This is a genomic window from Streptomyces lomondensis (assembly GCF_014651035.1).
Classification (GTDB): Bacteria; Actinomycetota; Actinomycetes; order Streptomycetales; family Streptomycetaceae; genus Streptomyces; species Streptomyces lomondensis.
In genome coordinates this window covers 751774-772287 of sequence record NZ_BMWC01000001.1, presented here as the reverse complement: position 1 = coordinate 772287, position 20514 = coordinate 751774, and the positions used below count along the sequence as shown (strand labels likewise).

Sequence of the window (20514 nt, the reverse complement as noted above, 5' to 3'; positions counted from 1 at the left end):
CGTGCCCCCTCTCTTCCCGGCCCTGACCGAGGCCCCCGCCGACCACCCCGCCCTCCGCTTCGGCGAGCGCTCCCTGACCTACGCGCAGCTCGCCGCCGCGGCCGGAGCGTTCACGGGCCGCATCGGCGGGGCCACGCGGGTCGCCGTCTGGGCGACGCCCACCATGGAGACGGCCGTCGCCGTCGTCGCCGCGCTGCTGGCCGGAGTGCCCGCCGTGCCGCTCAACCCGAAGTCGGGCGAGAAGGAGCTCGGGCACATCCTGTCCGACAGCGCGCCCGGCCTGGTGCTCACCGCCCCGGACGACCAGCTCCCCGCGCCCCTGCAGCACCTCCCCCGCGTCGACGTCGACGTGCACGGCACCGGCCCCGTCCCCGAGGACCGCGCCGCCGACGCCGACCCGGCCCTGATCGTCTACACCTCCGGCACCACCGGCCCGCCCAAGGGCGCCGTCATCCCGCGCCGGGCGATCGCCTCGACCCTGGACGCGCTGGCCGACGCCTGGCAGTGGACCGGCGACGACGTCCTCGTGCACGGCCTGCCGCTGTTCCACGTCCACGGCCTGGTCCTCGGCACGCTCGGCCCGCTGCGCCGCGGCGGCTCGGTACGGCATCTGGGCCGTTTCAGCACCCAGGGCGTCGCCCGCGAGCTGAACTCCGGCGCGACCATGCTGTTCGGCGTGCCGACGATGTACCACCGGATCGCGGAGGCCGTGACGAGCGACCCGGAGCTGGTGAAGGCGCTGACCGGGGCGCGGCTGCTGGTGTCCGGTTCCGCCGCGCTGCCCGTGCACGATCACGGGCGGATCGCGACGGCGACCGGGCGGCGGGTGATCGAGCGGTACGGCATGACGGAGACGCTGATGAACACCAGCGTCCGTGCCGACGGCGAGGCCCGCCCGGGCACGGTCGGCGTGCCGCTGCCGGGCGTGGAGCTGCGGCTGGTCGAGGAGGACGGCTCGGAGGTCACCGCGTACGACGGGGAGACCGTCGGCGAGATCCAGGTGCGCGGGCCGAACCTGTTCACCGAGTACCTCAACCGCCCCGACGCCACCGCCGCCGCGTTCACCGCCGACGGCTGGTTCCGCACCGGCGACATGGCGGTGCGCGATCCTGACGGCTACGTCCGGATCGTCGGCCGCAAGGCCACCGACCTGATCAAGAGCGGCGGTTACAAGATCGGGGCCGGTGAGATCGAGAACGCGCTCCTCGAACACCCGGGCGTGCGGGAGGCCGCCGTCACCGGGGAGCCGGACGCCGACCTGGGCGAGCGGATCGTGGCGTGGATCGTGCCGGCCGATCTCCAGTCGCCGCCGTCCCTGGAGGAGCTGGCCGATCATGTGGCCGGGCGGCTGTCCCCGCACAAGCGCCCCCGGGTCGTCCACCACCTCGACGCGCTGCCCCGCAACGACATGGGGAAGATCATGAAGCGGGCGCTGCCCCATGGCTGAACGCCTCTCAGCCCGCGAGATCGTCACCGCCCTGGCGGACGATTCCACCTTCGCCGAACTCCCCACCGCCACAAGGCCCTCGAAGCCCGACGGCCCGCTCGCCTGGCCGGGCTACGACGCCTCGCGCGCCCGTGCCGCCGAGCGCACCGGCGAGCAGGAGTCCGTGGTGTGCGGCAGCGCCCGCGTCGGCGGCACCCGGGCCGTGCTGATCGCGTTCGAGTTCGGCTTCCTCGGCGGCTCCCTGGGCGAGCGCACCGGCGACCGGCTGGAGGCGGCGTACACGTACGCCCGTGAGCGCCGCCTCCCGGTCGTGCCGCTGGTCGCCACCGGGGGCAGCCGGATGCAGGAGGGCATGCTCGCGCTGACCCAACTCCAGCGGGTGGCCCGTCAGTCGGCGCTCACCCGGGAGGCCGGTCTGGCGCAGGTCGCCGTCCTGCGCGACCCGACCACCGGGGGCGGCTGGGCCACCCTGGGCGCGGGCGCCGACGTGGTGCTCGCGCTGCCCGGGGCGCAGGTCGGTTTCGCCGGTTCCCGGGTGCGGCCGGCGGACGCGGACCCGGCGGCGTACACGGCGGAGGCGCAGGTCGCCGCGGGGGCGGCGGACGCGGTCGTGCGGCCGGAGGAGCTGCGGGAGACGCTGGGGCGGTGGCTGCGGCTGCTGACCTGCCCGTCGAGCACGCCCGCCCCGCCGCCCGGGGCGCTCGGCGACACCGCGGCCCTGCCCGCCACCGGCTGGGATGCCGTGCAGCGCGCCCGTTCGCGCCAACGGCCGCGTGCCGCCGCCTACTTGGACGCCTACTTCACCCACCGGGTCGCGATCAGCGGTGACCGCTGCGGCGGCACCGACCCGGACGGCATGCTGTGCGGCTTCGGCGAGCACCAGGGCCGTACGGTCGCTTACGCCGCGCAGACCGGGACCGCGACCCGCCCCGCCGGCTACCGCACCGCCGCCCGCCTGATCCGCCTCGCGGACCGGCTGGGCATCCCGGTGCTGACGCTCGTGGACACCCCGGGCGCCGCCAACGACGCGGCGGCGGAGCGGCAGGGCGCGGGCGCCGCGATCGCCGAGCTGTTCGGCGCGGTGGCGGGCGCCCGTACCGCGGTGACCACGCTGGTGATCGGCGAGGGCGGCTCCGGCGGCGCGCTGGCCCTGGCCGCGCCCGGCAACACCTGGGCCACGCCGGACAGTTACTTCTCCGTGATCGCGCCGGAACTGGCGGCGGCGATCCTCAAGCGGCCGCCGCGCGAGGTGGAGGCGACGGCGGACCAGCTCCGTATCCGGCCGCAGGACCTGGTGGAGCTGGGGGTGATCCGGGGGACCGTCGGACCGTGAGTTCCCGGTGGCTGCCCCTCACATCATCAAGTACCGTCCGTCACAATGGGAATGCCCAACGCAAGGGACGACGGGGGTGCCGTGGACGGGTTGGTCGAGTTCAGAACCGGTGACGGTGCGGTGGTCACGGTCGAGGCGGCGGAGGAGCGGACCGGCTCCCGCCTGGTCTCCAGGGGCGACGGCACGGTCCAGGCGACCCGCACCTTCGAGGGCGCCCTGGACGGGGTGCGGGCCGCCGCGGAGTCCGCGCTGCGGGTGTTCCGCGACGGCTCCCTGAAGCCCGACGGCGTGGAGATCGAGTTCGGGGTCAAACTCTCGGCCGAGGCGGGCGCGTTCATCGCCAAGGGCACCGCCGAGGGCCATCTGGTGGTCAGGCTGACCTGGTCCCCGGCCGGCCCGGAGGCAAGCCCCGCGTCATGAACAGCGCCGAGTGGCACGCCCGGATCGCGTTACGGGGCCGGGTGACCGGGGCGGGTTTCCTGGTCGCCCCCGGCACGGTACTGACGTGCGCGCATGTCGTCGGCGACGGCGAGGACCTGACGGTGACGTTCACGGAGCGGCCCGGCACCCCGGCCGTGCCCGCCCGGGTCGTCGCCCACGGCGGCTGGGCCGGCGGCGCCACCGACCTCGGCGACCTCGCCGTGCTGGAGCTGGACGGGGAGATGTCCATCGCCCCGGCCGCGCTGGCCCCGGTCGACGCCGCCCACGGCACGGCGCCCCGCAAGCTCGTCGTCTACGGCTTCCCGGCCGGGTTCGACGAGGGCACCCTCGCCGAGTACCGGGTCACCGCACCGCAGTTGATCAAGCGGGAGTGGATCCAGCTGGAGGCCTGGCACCCGGGAGGCCAGCCCCTGGCCCCCGGCTTCAGCGGGGCTGCGGTCGCCCTGGCCGACACCGGCGAGGTCGTCGGCATGGTCACGGCGGCGGCCGGCACCGGGGACGTGCGCACCGGCCGGATGATGCCCACGCAGGTCATGGCCCGCTACTGGCCCGGCCTGGAGAGCCTGGTCCCCACCTCCGGCCATGCCAGTGCCGACCGGGCCCGGCTGCGCGCCCTGGTCGAGAAGGCCGCCCGCGCGGGCGTCGACTGCGACCCGGTACGGCTCTACACCGCCGCGGCCGACCCGTTCGACCCGCCGCCGCCGGAGGAGGGGTTCGACTCGCTGTGGTCGGCGGCCCTGTTCGTGCTGTGCGAACTCGACGGCCCGGGCGCCGCACGGACCGTGGCCCGGTTCGCCGACCGGCTTCAGGCCCTGCTGCACACCCCGGCCGTGGAGCCGTCGGCGCCCGACTGGTCGCCCATCCTCGTCGAACTCGGGCACAGCGGAGCGGGCGACGGTCTGGTCCGCGTCGAGGTGTCCGCGTACAGCGGGGGGCGGCGGCACCCGGTCGACTCCGGCACGGTCGAGCAGCACCGGCTGCACGCCTATGTGCGGGACCGTATCGAGGCGGCCTTCCGGTATCTGACGCCCGGCGCCGACGAGTTGGTCGCGTTCGCGCTGCCCCGGGACTGGCTGGACTGGCCCGTCGACCGCTGGGAGAGCGCCCCGGACGACCCCACCCCGCTCGGCTGCGTCTATCCGCTGGTCGTCACCGACCACGCCCGGCGCAAGGCCAGCACCCGGCATGTGCTGACCCGGGCCTGGAAGCGGCTCGACGCCCTTCCGGGCGCGCGGCTGCACCGCGTGGAGTGCGGCGGGCCGGAGGAGCCCGGGCGGCTGCGGATGCGGCTGCGGCGGCCCGACGCCTGCCTCGCCGGGTTCGGCACCGCCCCGGCCGCCTCGCGGACCCGGCCGCAGTTCGACGTCTCGCTCACCGCGCCGGCCCCGGTGATCGTGTGGTCGCGCGGTGGCTGCGGCTCGGGGCAGGAGGAGTGCGCCGGGGCGGACGGCTGCACCGGCAAGGCGTTCCTCGACGCGCTGGACGCGTGCGTGGCGGGTACACCGCCCGCCGAACTCCCGCGCCGCATCCTGGCGTTGCGCGAGGAGGCCGACGCGGAGGAGGACCACTGGGCCGGGGGCATCCAGCTGCTGTGGGACGACCCGCGCGTCTTCGCCGACCCGCACGCCGTCGCCGCAGCGCACGCGGGGTCGCCGGTGGCCTGACCCACCCGGACGCGGTCCGGCGCGCCTGAGGAACACCAGCACGAAACGGAGAGCGGAGACCCACCCCCATGCCGCACTGGTCCGTCTACACCGGCGACAGCGAGCCGCACGACGGTATCGACCACCTCCCCGCCCCACCGCCGTGGCGGGCCTTCGACGGCGGTCCGGCCCTGCCGCCGCCCGACGACACCGACGACGCGTCGGCCGTCTCCCCCGACCGCGTGCACCGCGCGAAGTCGTACGTCGCCACGCCGGAGACCGTCCGCCTCGTCAACGCCGCGCTCTGCCTGCGCCGCCCGCTGCTCGTCACCGGCCCGCCCGGCACCGGCAAGTCCTCGCTGGCCTACGCGGTGGCGCGCGAGCTGCGGCTCGGCCCGGTGCTGCGCTGGAACATCACCAGCCGCAGCAGCCTCGCCGACGGCCTCTACCAGTACGACCCGCTGTCCCGGCTGTACGCGGCCCGGGACCGGCCCGACACGTCCGCCGGGGGCGTCGAGGACCACCTGCGGCTCGGCCCCCTCGGCACGGCCCTGCTCCCCTACGGCCGGCCCCGCGCCCTGCTCGTCGACGAGATCGACAAGAGCGACCTCGACCTGCCGAACGACCTGCTGAACGTCCTGGAGGAGGGCCAGTACGAGATCCCCGAACTGGTCCGCGCCGCCCGCCACTCCGGCGACGGCGCGGCCGAGGTCCTCGCGGACGGCACGGACACCCCGGTCACCGTCCACCGCGGCCGGGTCCGCTGCCGGGCCTTCCCGTTCGTCGTGCTGACCAGCAACGGCGAGCGCGAGTTCCCGCCCGCCTTCCTGCGCCGCTGCGTCCGGCTGAAGCTGCGCCGCCCCGACCGGGACCAGCTCACCGACATCGTCCGCGCCCACCTCGCCACCCCCGACGGCGACGCGGACCGGCTGATCACCCGCTTCCTGGAACGTGCCTCCGGCGGCGAACTGGCCACCGACCAGCTGCTGAACGCCCTCTACCTCACGGGGGTCGCGGGCCTGGACGCCGAGTCCCGCGACGACCTGGCCGAACAGCTGATGCCGTACCTCAGCGCCACGGCCGACGGCGATGGCTTCTGACACCGGAGCGAGGCCGTCCCCGGAGAGCCGGCCCGCGACGCCGCCGACGCCGCCGACGGCAGACGGCACGCCGACGACACCGCACAACGCCGGGCCCTCGCCGGACGCCCGACCCGCGACGCCGCCGGCGGCGGGCTCGCCCATGACACCCCACGACACCGGGCCGTCCCCCGTCGCCCGGCTGGCGGCGGCGCTGTCGGCTGCCGGCGCGCCGCCGACGCCCCGGGAGATCGCGGAACTGCTGTGGCTGGCAGGGCAGTTGGCCGCCGACGAGGAGCAGCCGCCGCCCCTGGTGCCCGGGCGGCCCCAGGTCGGCCCGCCCGCAGCGCCCGTGGACGACGCCCCCGTACCGCCGAGGTCGCCCGAACCGCCGACACCGGCACCGGCCCCGGCACCGGCGCCCGCCGCACCCACGCCCGACCGCGTCACCCTGCGCCTGCCCGCCCCGCGCTCTGCGCACCACGAGCACGCGCACCCCGGCAGCGGCGGATCGCCCCTCCTCGCCCCCGCGCCCCCGATGCTGCCCCACCCCCTCGCGCTCCAGCGCGCCCTGCGCCCGCTGAAGCGCAAGGTGCCCTCCCCGCACCTGCGGGTGCTGGACGAGCGGGCGACGGCCGACCGGATCGCACGGCTCGGCGCCCACCCCGACGTGTGGCTGCCCGTGCTGCGCCCGGCCCCCGACCGCTGGCTGCGCCTGAACCTCGTGCACGACACCGGCCCCACCATGCCGGTCTGGCGCCCCCTGGTGAGCGAACTGCACACGGCGCTCGCCCAGTCGGGCATCTTCCGCACGGTCACCCTGCACCCGGCCACGCCCGACGGCAGCGCCCGCCAGGTCCCCGTCCTGGACGACGGCCGTACGGTCACCCTCGTCGTCAGCGACTGCATGGGACCGCAGTGGCGCCCGGGCGCGGCGGGCGAGCGCTGGTACCGCACCCTGCGCCACTGGGCCCACCACATGCCGCTCGCGGTGGTCCAGCCGCTGCCCGAACACCTGTGGCCCGGCACGGCGTTGCCCGCCGAGCCGGGCCTGCTGACGTCCCCGTCGACGGCGGCCCCCTCGGCAAGGCTCGCCTTCGCCCCGTACGGCGACGCGCCGCCCCCGGAGCAGGCCCTCCCCCTGCCGGTCCTGGAGCCGGGCGCCCCCTGGCTGGCCCACTGGGCGGCCCTGGTCGCCGACCCGGGCGGCGCCCGCACCCCGGGCGCCGCGGCCTGGCTGCCGCCCGCTCCCGCGCCGCCCGCCGAACCGGCCCCCGACCTCACCACCGCCTCCCCCGAGGACCTGGTCCTGCGCTTCCGCGCGACCGCGTCCCCGGAGGCCTTCCGCCTCGCCGGGCACCTCGCGCTCGCGGTCCCCTCGGTGCCGGTGATGCGCCTGGTGCAGCGCACCGTGGACCGCGACCCCCGGCCCCAGCACCTCGCCGAGGTGATCCTCAGCGGCATGCTCACCTCCGTCCCGGGCCCGCCCGGCTCGTACGAGTTCCGGCCCGGCGTACGGGAGTTGCTGCTGCGCTCCCTGCCCCGTACGGCCCGGGGCCGGACCCGGGAGTTCCTCGCCCGGGTCGGCGGCCTGATCGACGAGCGGGCGGGGCTCGCGGCCGGGGAGTTCCAGGCCGAGGCGGACGGCGGACAGGGCGGCCCGGGACCGGCGTTCGCGACGGTCAGCGAGGAGACGGTGCGGCGGCTGGGCGGGGAGCCGCCCGAGCGTCTGGTCGGCGGGCGGTACCGGCTGGTCGGGCGGCGCGGGTGGAACGGGCGGGTGTCCAAGGCCGTGGACACCCGCACCGACCGGCAGGTGATCGTCCGCCGGTACCGCGACCAGCCCCCGCCGCAGGAGCGGTTCCTGGCGGAGGCGCGCGTGGCGGCCGGGGTGGACGACCCGCATGTGGTGCGGGTCCTCGACTTCGGGGTGGAGGGCGAAACGCCCTACCTGGTAACGGAGTTCGTGGACGGCCTGACCCTCTCCGAAGTGCTGTCGGGCATCTCCTTCCGTACGTTCGCCCGCCTGGTGTGCCAGGGCATGGCCGGCCTGAAGGCCCTCCACGCACGGGGACTGGTGCGGGGGGAGCGCGGGCCGGCGGGACTGCTGCTGCGGCCCGACGGCACCGTGCTGCTCAGCCGCTTCGCCCTGGGCGAGGAGTCCCGGGGCAAGGATCCGGAGTCGGACCTCGCCGAGTTCCGGTGGCTGCTCAAGCAAGTGGCCGCGGGCCTGCGGGTGCCCGCCGAGCACCAGGAACTGCTCGACCTGATCGACCAGCACCGGCTCCCCGAGGCCGCCGACTATGCGGCCCCCCTGCCCGCGACGGTCCGATTGCAGCTGCCGCGCTTCTTCACCCTGCTCGGTCCGCTGCGCATCAGCGACGGCTCGGAGGACATCGCGCCCCCCTCACCGGAGGCCCAGGCGCTGCTGTGCATGCTCCTGCTGCGCCAGGGCCGGCGCGTGCCCCACACCGAACTGGCCCGGGGGCTGTGGGAGGAGCCGGTGCCGGAGAGCGAGGCCGCCCACCGCCTCGACCGTCTGGCGGCGGAGGTGCGGCAGGTACTGCCGCCCGGCGGCCTGGTCTCCTTCTCGCACGCGTACGCCCTGCACGTGCCGGACCTGTACGTCGACGTGCTGCATGTGGAGCAGTTGCTCACCGGCGACACCGTCGACCCCCGGTACGCCCTCGACTTCTGGTACGGCGACCCGCTCGACGGCATCCCCGGTCCCGCCGCCGCGGCCACCCGGGACCGCCTGCGCGCCCTCAGGAACCGGTTCGAACCGGAGGCCACCCCCACCATCCTCTTCGAGGCCGACGACCTCACCGGCCACCCCGAGGCCCGCATCACCCTCGAGCACGCGGTGCACGAGATGCTCTCCCGCGGCGCCCTGGCCGCCCACCAGTTCGACGTGCGCGTCCGCCCCCACGGCTACGACGTCCACACCGTGCCCGGCACCTTCCTCCTCCCCGTCCTCGTCGCGGTCCTGCGCGGCCTGCCCGAGGTCCTCACCGGGCTGGTGGATCCGCCGCCCCTCACCGTCACGTTCTGGGACCGGCCCGGCCCACCCCCCGTCCAGCCACCGGTCCCGGCCGACATCCAGGTGGTGGTCTCCCCGGCCGTCTACGAGCAGTTCGCCGCCAGCTCCGCCGCCCAGGGCCCCCAGCGCTTCCAGCCCCTCTACCAGGGCGGCGCCACCGACACCCCGCCGATCGCCTGGTACTGCCCGCTGACCCCGGCCACGGCCCCCGAACCCGAGGTCCGCGACCTGGTGCGGGGCCCCTTCATCACGCACGACCTGCGGCGGCTCGGGATCCCGGCCCCGGGCCGCACGGCCGTCGTCCACACCCAGCCCGACGGCCCGCTCACCCTCCTCAACCCGGCCCAGCCGCACGGCGACGGGCCGCCACGCCTCGTGACGTACTACGAGGTGGACCTCACCACGCAGCACGCGCAGCACCGCGTCTCCCTGCCCAGCTCCGGCAAGGGCGCCTTCGCCGCCGCGGTGGAGCTGTCCTGGCACGTCGACGACCCGGTGGCCTTCGTCCGCGGCGAGGTCGGCCGGGTGTCCGAGCCGCTGCTCGACCACCTGCTGGAGGAGGCGGCCCGGATCACCCGCCGCCATCCGCTGCGCCGGGCGGGCGCGGCCCAGCGCGCGGTCAACGCCGGGCTGCGCCGCTGGCCGGTGCCGGGGCTGTCGGTGACGGCGTCGGTGCAGCTCGCCCCGGAGGGAGCTGCCCTGCCTGGACCGCAGGCCCCGGCCCCGTCCGACCGCCCGCTGCCCGGCCTCCTCGGCGACGCCGAGACCGTGCTGCTCGGCTTCGACGGCCCCGTGGCCCGGCTGTTCTCGGCGAACGCCGCGCGCGAGGCCGTACTCGACCTGCTCGCGCTGGTCGCCGAGCACCGCGACCCCCGGGACACCATGGCGGGAGGGGGGCAGGAGGCGTTCGCGCATCCTCTGGACGTCCTGCGGGCCTTCGCGCGGGACCGGCTCGGACCGCTGCTGCGGGAGCGCCTCGACGACCTCGAACTCCAGGCCGTGCCGCACGCTCCGGCCACGCACAACTCCGCGCCCCTGATCCGCGCCCTGCACGCCTCCGGCCGCCGCATCTGCGTGGTCACGGACGCCTGCGCCGATGCCGTACACCGCTATCTGAGGCCGTACGGCACCCTCCCCCTGGCCGGCGTCCACGGCCGCGCCGAGGACCTCGGCCTCCTCACCCCGCACCCGGACTGCCTGCTGCGCGCCCTGGACTCCGCCGACGGGACCGCCGGCACCGGCCTGGTCATCGGATCCACGGTCGCCGAACTCGCCGCCGCCCAGCGGGCCGGGCTGCGCTTCGTCGGCCTCGCCCGCAACGCCACCACCGGCCGGCAGCTGCGTGAAGCCGGCTGCGAGACCACCGTCACCTCCCTCGCGCCCCTGCTGGAGGCCGCGCGCTCACTGTGACCGGCCGTCGAACCCCCCGTTCGGCGGCGCCCCGCCCGGCCCCCTCCGGAAGGCGGCCCGGTCCCCTCCCGCGCACGATGCGAGGGAGGCCCGCCACCCGGCGGCCCCACGTCTGCGAGGCCCGCCACCTGGCGGCCTCCCACGGTCTGTGCTCTCGGGAGGACCTGCCATGACCGCCAGTCTGGAGCAGCTGCGCCGCTGCCACTTCGCCGTCGACCTCGGGGCGGCCCGCACGCGCGTCTATGTCAAGGGCGCGGGGCTCGTCGTCGACCAGCCGTCCGCCGCCGCCGTGAACACCCGCACGGGCGCGCTGATCGCGGTCGGCGAGCTCGCGGAGAAGATGACGGGCCGCACACCGGACTACATCCGGGTGGTGCGGCCGGTCTCCGGCGGCACCGTCGTGGACATCGAGATGGCCCAGCGCATGCTGCGCCACCTGCTCGGCGACAAGATGCGCCGCAGCCTGCGCCGCAAGCCGATCCTGCGCGCCGCGGCCTGCACCCCGCACGACGCCGACCCGCTCGCCCAGCGCGCCGCGATCGAGACGCTGGTCGGCCTCGGGGCCCGCCGCGTGGAACTGGTCGACACGCTGATCGCCGCCGCCGTCGGCTGCGAGCTGCCCGTGGAGCAGCCCGAGGCCACGATGATCATGGTGTGCGGGGCGGCGGCCACGCAGGTGGCCGTGCTGTCCCTCGGCGCGATCGTCACCGCCGAGCGCATTCCGGTGGGCGGCGAGGCCGTCGACAACGCGATCGTGCAGCACCTGCGCCACGAGCACGAGCTGATGCTGCCCAGCCAGTCGGTACGGCCGCTCCAGCTCGCCCTGTCCGGCAACGGCCTCACCCCGCAGGGCCCGGCCTCGACGGAGATCCACGGGCGGGACGTCGCCACGGGCCTCGCCCGCTCCGTCCAGGTCGACACCGCGGCCGTACGGGACGCCATCCAGACACCGCTCACCGCCATCCTGGACGGCATCGGCAAGGTGCTGCGGTCCTGCCCGCCCGACCTGGTCGCCGACCTGGCCGACCGGGGGATCATGATGGTCGGCGGCAGTGCCCTGCTGCCGGGCCTGGACCAGATGCTGCGCCAGGCGACCGGTATGCCCGTGCACATCGCGGAGCGCCCGGACGTGTGCGCCGTGCAGGGTCTCGGCGCCATGCTGGAGGGCAGGATCGAACCGCTGGCGCTGGATCCGCTGGGGAGCTGACCGGAGCCGGGACCTCCGCGGACTCAGCAGTCTCAGCGGACTCACCAGTCTCAGCGGTCAGGGACTCAGCGGACTCAGCGGCTCTCAGGTGGCGAACCAGCAGCGCACGGTCGTCCCGTCGTCGCCCCGGTGCACCCGCACCAGGTCGGCGATCAGGTTGACCAGCAGCAGCCCGCGCCCGCCGCGCTGGTCGCGGGGTACCGGCTTGCGCCCGGCCAGGACGTCCGCGAGCCGCCCCCTGTCGCGCACCTCGCACACCACGTACCCGTCCTCGGTCCACACCCGCAGCACGCCCGAACCGCCGCCGTGTACCACGCTGTTCGTGGTGAGCTCGGCCGTGGCGAGGGCCAGGTCGTCCAGCTTGACGCCGGCCAGGCCGAGCCGCGCGGCCTCCCCGACGGCCACGTGCCGGGCCTGGGAGAGCGAGTCGGAGTCGAAGGCGAACGTCAGCGCGTCCGGCACGGGCGCCAGCGGCTCGTTGTAGCGGTCGACGACGGCCCCGGGGGCGTACGCGTCGCTGGCCTGCTCCGCCCGGGAGCCGGAGGGGATGACGGTGGGGTGGGTGGCGTAGGCGTCGGCGAGGACGTGGTCGGGGAGCCCCTGGACGTCGTACGGGCACAGGATGGTCGCCGTACGGCCCCGGAAGGCCGCGTTGATCAGCGCCTCGTGCTGGACGCAGGCCGGGTACTCGGTGTCCGAGCGCCCCGCCCAGATGGGCTCGCCGATGATCCGCACCCGGCGGCCGGCCGGCTGGGTGTCGGCGAACGCGCGCAGCACGCCGGGGATGATCCGCCCGGGGTTGCGGCCGGCCTCCCGCATGTCGAGGAGCCGCACCGCCCCGGCGGCGTCACCCAGGGCGTCCCGGATGAGCGCGAGGTTCTTGCCGGGCACGGCGACCGCGACCGGCTCGCCGGCCTCCAGGCCGTCGCGTACGAAGGGCACGGTGACGTCGAGGTACTCCTGCTCGTCCCGGTAGAAGAGCGCGGGATGGACGAACGGCTCCAGGGGACCGAAGGGCTCCGCCACGGCAGCGGTCATGACGTCGACACCTCGATTCCCGCATGGTCGGGCCACAGCAGGTCGAGCGTCCGCCGCAGAGCGGCCGGCGGACGCCGCACCACGAACCGCCGCCCGTCCCGCAGCTGCCCGGCGGCGGCCGCGAGCGCACCCGCGCCCGCGACGTCGACGAACGTCACGTCGGACAGCTCCAGGTAATACACGTCCTCACCCTCGCGAACCGCCTGCTCCAGCACGCCTTCCCAGATCGCACGTGTCGTCAGGCCTACTTCACCGGCTGCCCGGACGCCCCGCTGCCCGGGCAGCGGGTACACCGCCAGGCCTGGCACGGGGCCACTGGGCCCGGTGGCCGGCACCGGAAATTGAGTGTTCACGCCCCTCTCCCCACGCTTCTCGACCAGAGCGCTCGTACCCGCCCGGGACAAGCTCATTCCCCCGAACCGTGTGTAGTACGCCGTACGGCGGGCAGGCGCACCTCACACCGACGTCCACGGGGGCGAATGACGTCGTGCAGTCCGGCGAGACGAACGACGACCGACGAGGACCGACAAGGCGGTGACATGACGTCAGCGGCATCACCACATCTCACAGGAGGGCTGAACACCCTGGTCATCTGTGGCCGCGTCGACGCGGACCGCGCCGAGCTCACCCCGCGTGGTGAGCTCGTCCACGGCTGTGCGGAAATCCTGGCCAGAACCCTGGCCGACCTGCCGTCCACGCTCACCCGGGTCGACCTGGACATGGGGGACGTGCACTTCATGGACACGGCCGGTCTCCAGTTCCTGGACGTGCTCGGGGACTACGGCCGGCAGCGGTCGCTGACGGTCACGGCCACGAACTGGAACGGCCAGCCGCGCCGGATCCTGGAACTGGCGGGCCTGGACACCAGCGACCCGCTGGCCGGACCGGACACCACCGGCCAAGACCGCGTGCCGCCGCCGGCCCCGGCCTCCTCGGTGGTCGCCATGGAACGCGCGGAGCGCCTGCACGTCCTCCAGGAGGAGGTCGAGCAGCTCCGGCAGGCCATCGTCTCCCGCCCGGTCATCGACCAGGCCCGGGGCATCCTCATGGCCACCCACGGCTGCACGTCCGACGAGGCCTGGCACATCCTGCGCGAGGCGTCCCAGCTGTCGAACACGAAGTTGCGGGAGGTGGCCGCCGCGGTGACGGCCAGCGCGGAGTCCGACGGCCCGGCGCCGTCGCCCGAGCTCCGCACGGCTCTCCAGAGGGCGATCGCGCGGCGCCGCGGGGTCTGAGGGGCGGCGCGGCGGCCGGAGGAAACCCAGCGGTGCCACGTGCTGGGCCGGGTGCTCGCCCGCCGTGGTGCCGCGCGGCCCATCGGGGTACTCAGGCGACGACAGCGACCCCAGGAGGCACGGCCATGAGCGAGGACATCTGGACCACCCCGTCCCAGGCCGAGGGCGACCGCGACGACGAGCAGGACACGACTGCCCGGCCCACCCCGTCCCAGGCGGAGGGCGACCGGGACGACACCGACACGGAGGACGACGACACGGCGTCGTAGACAGGTACGCGCCCGCACGCCCAGGACGTACCGTCCTCGGTGTGAGCGATGTGCCTCCCGCGACCCCAGCACCGGCGGACCGACTAGAGCCCTCCGCGCCGCCGGTGACCGGCGACGACCCGGCCCTGCGGGCGGCCTACCGACTGTGCCGGCGCCGGACCAGGGACCAGGACCCGGCGGAGTACGCGCTGATCCAGCTGGTGCCGGCCCCCTTGCGCCCGGCGCTGCACGCCCTGTGGGCGGCGGCCAACGCCCTCGACGACCTGGGCGACGACCGCACCGCGCCCGCCGCCGAACGGGCCGCCCGGGTCGAGGCCTGGATCACCGCCCTGCACCGCGAGCTGCCCACCGGAACCAGCCCGGACCCGATCCGCCGCGCCCTGGTGGACACCGCCAACCGCTGGCGCCTGGACCTGTCCGAACTGCACGGCGCCATGACCCAGGTCCACGACGACACCCGCGGCAGACGCTTCGGCGACTGGGCCGCGTGGCGCACCTGGGGCCGGGACAACCTGCTGCCCTGGTTCGGCCAGGTCCGCGCGGTCTTCGACCGGTCCGGCGTACCGGTGGCGCTGCGTCTGGACACGCGGGAGAGCTACGAGGAGTTCCTCGACGGCGTCCGGCTCACCGACATCCTCACCGACCTGTCCGCCGACCTCGCCCAGGGCGACCTCCTCCTGCCCGACGAGGCTCTGGACCGGCACCCCGGGTCGGCGGACGACCTGGCCCGCCGCCGCTGGAGCCCCGCCGTGGCCGCCCTGGTCGCGGACCTGACCGGCCTGGCCCGCCGGTGGGTCGCCCAGGACGCCCTGGTCCGCGGCATGCACCCCGGCCCGGCCACCGTCCTGGAGACGATGGCCGCCCTGCTGCGCGCCCAGCTCGACGCCATCGACTCCGCCGGCCCCGCCGTCCTGCGCGCCCGGCCCCGGCCCACGCCGCTCACCCGGGCCCGCGTCCTCGTCCCGGCCCGGGCCCGCGCCGCGCTGGCGTGGAGCCTGACCCCGCTGACGGCGCCGCCACCCCAGCGCCCCGGCCCGCACCGGCCCCCCACGCCCGCCCGGCCGACGCCCACCCGGGCCTTCCGCCTTCCGCCGCCCCACCCCAGCGGCCAGCGCCCCCCGCGGATCCCGCCCGGCCGGCTCCCCCACCACGTCGCCGTGATCATGGACGGCAACGGCCGCTGGGCCCAGCAGCGCGGCCTGCCCCGGCACGAGGGCCACCGCGCCGGCGCCACCGCCGCCCGCGACGTGGTCCACGGCGCCCTGGACCTCGGTCTGCGGCATCTGACCCTGTACACCTTCTCCACGGAGAACTGGAGCCGCGACACCGAGGAGGTCGACGCGCTCCTCGACGTCCTGCGCCGCGAACTGGCCGAGGACCCCTTCCGCGCTCTCGACGTCCGCCTGCGCTGGCACGGCCGCACCGGCCGCCTGCCCCCCGACCTGGTCGATCTCCTCCACCTCCGGGAGCGCACCACCCGCACCCGCACCGGCCTGACCCTGACGATGTGCATCGACTACGGCGGCCGGGACGAGCTCACCCGCACCGCCGCCGCCCTCGCGCGCCGGGTCCGCACGGGCCACCTCGACCCCGACCTGATCACCGAGGACGACTTCGCACGCCACCTGCCCCACCCGGACATGCCGGACGTGGACCTGCTCTGGCGCACCGGCAACGAGCAGCGCACCTCCAACTTCCTGCCCTGGCACACGAGCTACGCCGAGCTGCACTTCACCCCCGGCCTCTGGCCCGACACCGACCGGCGCGACCTGTGGCGGGCCGTCACCGCGTACACCCACCGCCAACGCCGCCACGGCACCGCCCCGGCCAGCCCGGCGCCCGCGCCCTGAGCGGCCCCGCGCCCGCGCACTCCGCGTGCCGTGCCCCCGGGTCTGCCCCCGAGGCCCTTACGGCGCCCGGCCCCGGACGGGCAGCGTGGTCGGCTGACGTATGTCCGTTGTCGGAGGGAGCGCCCGTGCGCACACAGGACCAGGAGAACGAGCGCGGCGGCGGCCGCCCCGGCGCCACGCGTGCCGCCGCACGGGTGTCGTCGCCCGCCGGCCCGGCGGCCGGGCTGCTCGCCCTGCAACGCGCGGCGGGCAACGCGGCGGTGACCCGGGCGGTCGAGGAGCAGCGGCACCGGCACGGCCCGGGCTGCGGCCACGAGGACCGGGCGGTCCAGCGCCGGGAGGCACCCCGGGGGGCCGGGCAGGACGCGGTACCGGGGCCGGAGGCACTCGCCGCGGCGACCGGCTCCGGCGGCAGCGGACTGGAGCCGCGCATCCTCGCCAAGGCGCAGCAGGCGTACGGGATGGAGCTGGGCCATGTGCGGGTGCACAACGACGCGGTCGCCCAGCGGGCCGCCGCCGGTTTCGACGCCCGCGCCCTGACGGTCGGGCACCACATCGTGCTCGGCTCGGCACGGGTGGACGACGAGACGATGTTCCACGAGCTGGACCACGTGCGGCAGCAGGCGCAGGGCCAGGTGGCCGGCCGGGACAACGGTTCGGGCGTGAAGGTCTCCCACGAGCACGACCCCTTCGAGCGCCAGTCGGCCGCCAACGGCCGCCGGGTCGCCCAGGGTTCACCGCCCGACCTGTCGCTGCCCGGCGGGGCGGGCCACGGCGCTCCGGTGCAGCGGGCGAGCGTGCAGCGGGCGCCCGTGGCCGACGGCCGGGTGACCAAGGCGAAGGGGCGCGGGAAGGCGAAAAAGCAAGAAAGCGCCCGGGACGTGGCGGAGGCGGTCACGAAGGAGCTGCAGACGAAGTACGACTGGGACGTGCGCGGCGGGCAGCAGGACAGGACCCTGCACTTTCCGCTCATGTCCGACAATCCCCCGGCCTACGCGAGCAGCGAGGGTCTCCTCGCCACCGAGCTGGGCAAGACCTACCACGGTTCCGGCAGCAACATCCGCCCGGAGCGGTCCTTCGAGCCGGACCGGGTCGAGCAGGCCCTGCGCTGGATCTCCACCGTCGTCTTCAACTACCTCAACGACCACGGCAAGGAGCCCGTGGAGGTGCAGACGGGCGTGGCGACCGTGGACTCCGACGAGGCCGTGGAGCCGAACGCCGCGCCGGCGAAGAAGTACGAGCTGTACATCTCCTCGAACAAGGACGCCGCCAACAAGGCCCTCTCCGACCTGTACGAGGGCAAGAGCAACGCCCGGGCTTTCCTCACCGAGATCCTGACGAGCAACAAGGCGAACGCCGATGCGCGCACCCCGCGCGAGAAGCGCCACGCCGAAAAGGTGTCCCGGCGGCTCCTCGAGTCGCGGGAGGGCATGGAGCGGTACGGGGAGGTCCTCCAGGCCCTCGCGGGTCCGGTCAGGGTGCCGGGGAAGCGCGAGGATCCGAAGGAGGACGGTATGCACGCCGAGCGCCGGATCATGGAGAGCGCGCCGCAGGGCAGCATCGCCAACAACCGGATCGCGGGCGTCAAGCGGCCCTGCATGGTCTGCTACATGGAGCTCTTCGCCGGGGACGACACCAAGCGGCCGGGCCCGTTCTGGCCGAGCCGGTCCTCCAGCATCGGCATCGACAACTACACGGTCGCGGGCGCCGCGGCCCTGGCGGCCAGCATCCACGAGGCGGCCCAGAAGGCCGGCGGCACCCACGTGACCCTGAGGGTCGACTGCGAAGGCAAGGAACGCCTGGAGACCGGCTACGGCACCGATTCGGACTCCCCGGCCTCCGGAAGCGACCGTCAGTCGAGCCCGGAGGCGATGGACACGACGCCCTGATCGACACGGCCGACGAGGGCGGGCCCGCTCGACGGGACCGTCCTCGTGCTGGGAAACCTCCACGGGCAGAAACGGTTCTGCGCGGGTAGCGCCTGGTGGGGCGGGTGGGACTCGAACCCACGGCCGACGGATTATGAGTCCGCTGCTCTAACCGGCTGAGCTACCGCCCCATAGCGGCGTGTCGCGTACATGTGTGCGCGCCGTCTGCCGCAGCATAGCCGCTCATACGATCTCCTGCTTCGGATGGTCGGCTTCGCACGGCCTACGTGACCATGAGGACTGCGACCAGCCCTGCGCGGTTCCAGGAAGATCGGAACGGACATGAAAAAGGACCCCGGCGGGGGCCCTCGTTCATCATGCTCCCCCGACTGGACTCGAACCAGTAACCTGCCGGTTAACAGCCGGCTGCTCTGCCAATTGAGCTACGGAGGACCGAGCTCCCCGGACTGGACTCGAACCAGTAACCTGCCGGTTAACAGCCGGCTGCTCTGCCAATTGAGCTACCGAGGAAGGTCTCGTTGCATCGAACGTACCTACCTGGGTATTCGCCAGGGGGCGCGCGTTCGCTGCGACACATACATTAGCGCAAGCAGGGGGGTGCTCCGCCAATCGGCACTCCCCGGCGCCGACGCCGCACCGGAGACCTACGCAAGGAAAGGGTGGCCGCCATGCGTTACCGGCTCACGTTCGTCGCCGGAGTCGTCCTGGGTTACGTGCTGGGCACGAGGGCCGGACGCGAGCGCTACGAACAGCTGAAGAAGTCGGCCCGGCAGTTCGCACAGAACCCCGCCGTCCGCAACACCGCGGAGTCCGCGGCCCAGCAGGGCCGCGAGATCGCGGGCAAGGCCTACCACGTGGTCAGCGACAAGGTCGGCGACCGCGTCCCCGACTCGGTCGCCGACCGGGTCCGCCACCTCAAGGAGCGAGCCACCCACAACGGCGGCGAGGACGACTGGGGCACAAGCAACACGTAACAGTTCCTTCTCAGGCGCCGGGCGCAGCCGCGCCCCCAAGGGGCGCGGGGAACTGCGCGACCAGCCACGACGCGCCCCGCGCCCGAAACCCGGCGTCAAGATCCACGGCGCCCACGGCTCAAGCCGGCGCAGCGGTACGGCAGAATTTTGGCCATGGGGATAGTCGCCGGGTTGGACAGTGCACCCGATTTCACTCGCATCGTCGTCTGTGACTCGGACACCGGAGCCGTGCTCAGGCAGGGGTATGCGCCGCATCCGGTGGAGAGCCCCGACGGCGGCCGCCCGTCCGACGTCGACCCGCAGGCCTGGCTGCTGTCCCTCGGCGAGGCCGCGGGCGGCGGACTGCTGGAGGGCGTGCAGGCGATCGGCGTCTCGGCGCAGCAGAACGCCGTCGTGCCGCTGGACGCGCAGGGCAACACCGTGCGGCCGGCGATGGTCGGCGGTGACAAGCGGACGCAGGTCGCCGCGGCCGATCTGGTCGACGCGCTCGGCGGGCGCGAGGCCTGGGCACAGGCCGTGGGGTGTGTGCCGCAGGCCGCCCACCCGGTGACGAAGCTGCGCTGGCTGGCCCGGACCGAGCCGGAGAACGCGCAGCGCACCGCGATCCTCCTCCAGGCGCACGACTGGCTGGTGTGGCAGCTGCTGGGCCGGCCGGTGCGCAGGACCACCGACCGGGGCGGGGCGTCCGGCACCGGGTACTGGTCGGCGGCGACCGGCGCCTACCGGCCCGATCTGGTCGAGCTGGCGCTCGGGCACCAGGTGATGCTGCCGGAGGTGATCGGCCCGGCGGACGCGGCCGGTACGACGCCGGAGGGGCTGCTGATCTCCGTCGGGACCGGCGAGACCATGGCCGCGGCGTTCGGGCTGGGCATCAGCGTCGGCGACGCGGTCGTGTCGCTGGGGGCGTCCGGGTCCGTCATGGCCGTGCACCCCGAGGCGCTGGTCGACGGCTCCGGGATGATCACCGCGCTCGCCGACGCGACCGGCATGCACCTGCCCGTCGTCACCACGCTGAACGCCGTGCGGACCCTGCGCGGGGCCGCCGAGCTGCTGGGGATGCCCGATCTGGAGAGCCTGTCCGAGCTGGCGATGAAGTCGACGCCGGGGGCGCACGGGCTGGTGCTGCTGCCCTACCTGGAGGGCGAGCGGACGCCGAACCTGCCGCACACCGCCGGGACCCTGGCGGGGCTCAGGCGCGAGTCGATGAAGCCGGAGCATCTGGCGCGGGCCGCGTTCGAGGGCATGCTGTGCGGGCTCGCGGACGCGCTGGACGTGCTGCGCGGCCGGGGCGTGGAGGTGCGGCGGGTGTTCCTGCTCGGGCCGGCCGCGGAGCTGCCCGCCGTGCAGGCCGCCGCGCCCTCGCTGTTCGGGACGCAGGTCGTGGTGCCGCAGCCGGCGGACTACGCGGCGATCGGCGCCGCCCGCCAGGCGGCCTGGGCGCTCGGGGCGTCCCAGGGCGCGCTCGACGCGCGGACTCCGCCGGCCTGGCAGGGCGCGGTCGCGCAGGTGCTGGAGCCCGGGGAGGAACTGGCGGTGGGGCAGGCGGTGCGGCAGCAGTTCGTGTCGGTGCGGGAGCAGACCCATCCCGGAGCGTTCTGACCACCTGTTGGGTTAATTCGGTTGAGGTAACGCCGGTGGAGTGTTCGACGATAGGGGCCA

General features: G+C 75.0%; 15 protein-coding genes and 3 tRNA genes. 13 read left to right on the top strand and 5 right to left on the bottom strand.

What is annotated here, in order from left to right:
- Position 1: 1 nt before the first annotated feature.
- The 7 genes from IE255_RS03340 to IE255_RS03310 all read left to right on the top strand — a co-directional run bounded on the left by IE255_RS03340 (position 2) and on the right by IE255_RS03310 (position 11600).
- Positions 2–1447 (top strand): acyl-CoA synthetase, encoded by a 1446-nt coding sequence (locus tag IE255_RS03340; protein WP_190048567.1) that lies wholly within the window; start codon positions 2–4, stop codon positions 1445–1447.
- The gene (locus IE255_RS03335; protein WP_190048566.1) at positions 1440–2780 is read left to right on the top strand and encodes a carboxyl transferase domain-containing protein; all 1341 of its coding nucleotides are present in this window, start codon (positions 1440–1442) and stop codon (positions 2778–2780) included. The genes IE255_RS03340 and IE255_RS03335 overlap by 8 nt, the downstream gene beginning before the upstream one ends.
- Before the next feature lie 81 nt (positions 2781–2861).
- Positions 2862–3200 carry a CU044_2847 family protein gene (locus IE255_RS03330; protein WP_190049334.1) on the top strand — a complete coding sequence of 113 codons (339 nt, stop codon included), beginning with the start codon at positions 2862–2864 and terminating at the stop codon, positions 3198–3200.
- Complete coding sequence (locus tag IE255_RS03325; protein ID WP_190048565.1) at positions 3197–4885, top strand: VMAP-C domain-containing protein; 1689 nt, start codon at positions 3197–3199, stop codon at positions 4883–4885. The genes IE255_RS03330 and IE255_RS03325 overlap by 4 nt, the downstream gene beginning before the upstream one ends.
- Before the next feature lie 68 nt (positions 4886–4953).
- On the top strand, positions 4954–5964 hold the full coding sequence (locus IE255_RS03320; protein WP_190048564.1) for an AAA family ATPase: 1011 nt from the start codon (positions 4954–4956) through the stop codon (positions 5962–5964).
- A 142-nt stretch (positions 5965–6106) separates the two neighbouring features.
- Positions 6107–10393: an SAV_2336 N-terminal domain-related protein gene (locus IE255_RS03315; protein ID WP_190048563.1), complete on the top strand. Its 4287-nt coding sequence runs from the start codon at positions 6107–6109 to the stop codon at positions 10391–10393.
- A 169-nt stretch (positions 10394–10562) separates the two neighbouring features.
- Positions 10563–11600, top strand: a complete 1038-nt coding sequence (locus tag IE255_RS03310) for a rod shape-determining protein (RefSeq protein WP_190048562.1) — start codon at positions 10563–10565, stop codon at positions 11598–11600.
- Positions 11601–11684: 84 nt separating this feature from the next.
- Here IE255_RS03310 and IE255_RS03305 read toward each other — a convergent pair whose 3' ends face one another.
- Positions 11685–12638, bottom strand: coding sequence for an anti-sigma factor RsbA family regulatory protein (locus IE255_RS03305; RefSeq protein ID WP_190048561.1), 954 nt, complete (start codon positions 12636–12638; stop codon positions 11685–11687).
- Positions 12635–12991 (bottom strand): STAS domain-containing protein, encoded by a 357-nt coding sequence (locus IE255_RS03300; RefSeq protein ID WP_229906266.1) that lies wholly within the window; start codon positions 12989–12991, stop codon positions 12635–12637. The genes IE255_RS03305 and IE255_RS03300 overlap by 4 nt, the downstream gene beginning before the upstream one ends.
- A gap of 186 nt (positions 12992–13177) precedes the next feature.
- On the opposite strand from IE255_RS03300, the gene IE255_RS03295 reads away from it, so the two are divergent.
- The 4 genes from IE255_RS03295 (at position 13178) to IE255_RS03280 (ending at position 17881) form a co-directional block, all read left to right on the top strand.
- Positions 13178–13873 carry an ANTAR domain-containing protein gene (locus tag IE255_RS03295; protein ID WP_190048559.1) on the top strand — a complete coding sequence of 232 codons (696 nt, stop codon included), beginning with the start codon at positions 13178–13180 and terminating at the stop codon, positions 13871–13873.
- Positions 13874–13998: 125 nt separating this feature from the next.
- Positions 13999–14142, top strand: coding sequence for a hypothetical protein (locus IE255_RS03290; RefSeq protein WP_190048558.1), 144 nt, complete (start codon positions 13999–14001; stop codon positions 14140–14142).
- A gap of 41 nt (positions 14143–14183) precedes the next feature.
- Positions 14184–15992, top strand: a complete 1809-nt coding sequence (uppS, locus tag IE255_RS03285) for a polyprenyl diphosphate synthase (RefSeq protein WP_372487565.1) — start codon at positions 14184–14186, stop codon at positions 15990–15992.
- Positions 15993–16117: 125 nt separating this feature from the next.
- On the top strand, positions 16118–17881 hold the full coding sequence (locus IE255_RS03280) for an eCIS core domain-containing protein (RefSeq protein ID WP_268255751.1): 1764 nt from the start codon (positions 16118–16120) through the stop codon (positions 17879–17881).
- 93 nt (positions 17882–17974) lie between these two features.
- Here IE255_RS03280 and IE255_RS03275 read toward each other — a convergent pair.
- The 3 genes from IE255_RS03275 to IE255_RS03265 form a co-directional block, all read right to left on the bottom strand.
- Positions 17975–18051 (bottom strand) — tRNA-Ile (locus IE255_RS03275).
- A 189-nt stretch (positions 18052–18240) separates the two neighbouring features.
- Positions 18241–18313 (bottom strand) — tRNA-Asn (locus IE255_RS03270).
- A 5-nt stretch (positions 18314–18318) separates the two neighbouring features.
- Positions 18319–18391 (bottom strand) — tRNA-Asn (locus IE255_RS03265).
- Between the two features lie 158 nt (positions 18392–18549).
- Here IE255_RS03265 and IE255_RS03260 point away from each other — a divergent pair.
- Positions 18550–18855, top strand: coding sequence for a YtxH domain-containing protein (locus tag IE255_RS03260; protein ID WP_190048557.1), 306 nt, complete (start codon positions 18550–18552; stop codon positions 18853–18855).
- A 153-nt stretch (positions 18856–19008) separates the two neighbouring features.
- Positions 19009–20454, top strand: a complete 1446-nt coding sequence (locus tag IE255_RS03255) for an FGGY family carbohydrate kinase (protein WP_190048556.1) — start codon at positions 19009–19011, stop codon at positions 20452–20454.
- Positions 20455–20514 lie beyond the last annotated feature (60 nt).